This is a genomic window from Skermanella sp., from assembly GCF_059503625.1.
Map to the genome: position 1 here is coordinate 1 of NZ_JCACHA010000660.1, position 2,852 is coordinate 2,852.

3 protein-coding genes are annotated in these 2,852 nt (G+C 67.4%); 1 reads left to right on the top strand and 2 read right to left on the bottom strand.

Annotation, left to right across the window (positions count from 1 at the left end):
* Positions 1-18: 18 nt before the first annotated feature.
* Positions 19-1,110: an alpha/beta fold hydrolase gene (locus AC5JJ6_RS20660; RefSeq protein ID WP_496043861.1), complete on the bottom strand. Its 1,092-nt coding sequence runs from the start codon at positions 1,108-1,110 to the stop codon at positions 19-21.
* Between the two features lie 161 nt (positions 1,111-1,271).
* Here AC5JJ6_RS20660 and AC5JJ6_RS20665 point away from each other — a divergent pair, with 161 nt between their 5' ends.
* Positions 1,272-1,847: a tyrosine phosphatase family protein gene (locus AC5JJ6_RS20665; protein WP_496043862.1), complete on the top strand. Its 576-nt coding sequence runs from the start codon at positions 1,272-1,274 to the stop codon at positions 1,845-1,847.
* Between the two features lie 6 nt (positions 1,848-1,853).
* Here AC5JJ6_RS20665 and AC5JJ6_RS20670 read toward each other — a convergent pair whose 3' ends face one another.
* On the bottom strand, positions 1,854-2,711 hold the full coding sequence (locus AC5JJ6_RS20670; RefSeq protein ID WP_496043863.1) for an alpha/beta hydrolase: 858 nt from the start codon (positions 2,709-2,711) through the stop codon (positions 1,854-1,856).
* Positions 2,712-2,852: the final 141 nt, after the last annotated feature.

Sequence of the window (2,852 nt, forward strand, 5' to 3'; positions counted from 1 at the left end):
GCCTCGCTGTTCCCCGCTTCAGATCTTCACGAGATCGGTCGAGACTTCGTGCAGGAACCGGGCGATGGCGGCGTTGACGAAGTCGATGTCTGCCTGCGACGAACCGCTCGCCATGTGGCCCTGGTCGGAGTCGATCTCGACCAGCGCCGCCCTGGGGATGTGCCGGGCGGCGAAGCGGCTGTCGGCGGGCGGATGCAGGAGGTCGTGGCTGCCGGGCATCAGGAGCGCCCGCGCCTCTATCCTGGCGAGCGCTTCGGCGTAGTCGCCGCCCTTCGCGATGTCGTGCAGGTCTTCTGCCCTGGTCTGGTAGATGAAATCGTTGGCGTCCCAGTTCTTCGCTACGTCGGCGGTCCGCTCGTTCAGCCAGCCGACGACTTGGCCGCTGTCCGCGAACTCCTTGTCCATCCAGTCCCAGTGGCGGACCCAGGTCTCCAGCGAGGCGGCTGCCGCCCGCAGTCCTTTTTCCGGCTGTTCGGTGTAGGCGCCGCCGGCCCAGGCGGCATCGGCCATGATCGCCTGACGCTGACTTTCCCAGATGGCGGTCACCCAGGGGCTGGTGCGGGCCATGGACACGATCGGGATCACGGCGGCCATCTCGTCCGGGAAGCTGGCGGCCCACTGGTAGGCCTGCATGCCGCCCATGGACAATCCGACGACGGCGAGCAGGCGGTCGAGTTCCAGCCCCTCGGCGACCAGCCGGTGCTGGGCGTCGACCATGTCCCGGATCGAGAACTGCGGGAACTTCGGACCCGGCTGGGTTTCGCTGTTGCTCGGCGAGATCGCGCGGCCGTTGCCCAGCGTGTCGGCGGCGATGATGAAATATTTCTCGGGATCGAGCGCCTTGCCCGGCCCGATCAGGAAGTCGTGGCGGTGGTGCGTGCCCATAAGGGACGGCAGAACCAGGATGGCGTTGTTGCGCTGCTCGTTGAGCGTGCCGTGGGTGACGTAGGTCAGGAAGCCCTTCTCGATCACCTGCCCGCTTTCCAGCCGGAAATCGCCGAGGTCGAATCGCTGGTGCGGAGCCGCGCCGGGAGCGTCGGCATTCGCCGCTCCGGTTGCAATGCCTACGGCGATACAGGCGCCCAGCGCCGCGTTCAGCATCTTCATCATTCCGTGAGCCTCCCCCTTTTCCGATGGCGGGTTCTCCCGCCATCCGTCGTCCCATGGGGGATTGAAGCAGGTGAGGGATGCGCGGTGCAAGGTTGACCTCGACCCTGCTTCGGGCCAGCTTCACTTACTCCCGAAGCATCAACCGAGAACCGGCTCCCGCGATGACCACCGACATCTCCACTCCCCTGCTCCCGTACCGCATCACGATCTGCGGCCTGAACGAACTGGCGGGACACGCGCAAAGCGGCTTCAGCCATGTGGTGTCGATCCTCGACCCGGAGCGGGCCGATCCCGAGGACTTCACCGTCTATGCGCCGCACCGCAGGGTGCTGTGGCGATTCGACGATACAGTGGAGCGGCGGGCGGGGTTCACGCCGCCGGCCGAGCGCGACGTCCGCAAGATCCTGGCGCTGGGCGAGGAGCTGCTTGAGGAAAAGGCGGACCAGCTGCTGATCCATTGCCATGCCGGCGTTTCCCGCTCGACCGCCACGGCGGTCATCCTGATGGCGCAGAATAATCCGGGCCGCGAGGCCGACGTGTTCGGCGAACTGGCGCGGGTCCGGCCCCGGAGCTGGCCGAACAGCCTGATGGTCGGCATCGCCGACACGATCCTGGGCCGCCAGGGCGCCCTGGTGCGCGAGTTGCGCGACCACCACGCCAAGGTGGCGAAGGCGCATCCCGACCTTGCGGAGATGATCCGCCTGCACGGCCGCGCGCACGAGGTGCCGGAGGTCTGAGCCGGCTTAGGAAGGTTTCAGCATGTCCTCGACGGCCCGCCACAACGGGCCTTCGGGGGATGCGAGGTCGTCCAGGACGGTGAAGTGGTTGCGGCCGGCAATGTCGAGGGTTCGGGCGGGGATTTCGGCTTGGCGCAGGGCCTCGGCATAGGATTCGGTCTGGCGGTGGAACTCGGCGCTTTCCAGGCCGCCGACGGCGGCGAGAACCGGCAGACGGTCCGCCGGCAGGTGGCGGATCGGGCTTTCGGTCAGGACATCCTCGGCGGTGAACTGCACGGAGGGCTGGAGCCATGACCAGCGGAGCGGTTCCAGGTCGAACAGCCCGCTGATGGCGCAGGCGCCCTTCAGGATATCCGGCGGCAGGCCGTAGTCACGCTGCCACGGCGTCGCGATCAGGCGGCCGACCAAGTGCCCGCCGGCGGAGTGGCCGGAAACGGCGATCCGATCGCGGTCCGCTCCGAACGCGGCGGCGTTGTGCCAGACCCAGGCGGCGGCCGCCCGCACCTGACGGACGATCTCTCCGATCCTGACCTTGGGGCAAAGCTCGTAGTTGACGACGACGGTGGTGACTCCGCCGGCCAGCCCCGACCCGGCGATGAAGCTGAAGTCGTCGGCGCTGAAGGCGCGCCAGTAGCCGCCGTGGATGAAGACGTGGACCGGGGCGTTCGGGGCGGCGGCCGGGAAGATGTCGAGATATTCCGCGAGGGTCGCTCCGTAGCTCCGCCGCAGCCATCCGGCATTGCCGGCTCGGGTCGCGGCGCTGCGCTCCTTCCAGCCGCGGACGATGCCGTCGACATCGTCGACGCCGATGCGGGGATTGTATTTCCGGTCGATTTCTTCCTGGGTGGCGAGATGACGGTACATCGGACCGTTCGTTTCCTGTCCTGTTTGCTCGTTGCCTCCCACTGTCGTCGCGAATGCCCGGTTATTCAAGAGGCGGAGACGATACCGCCCGCGACACCGTTGCAGCTTCCGCCGGCATGAAGTCCGGGCGAGTATCGATGT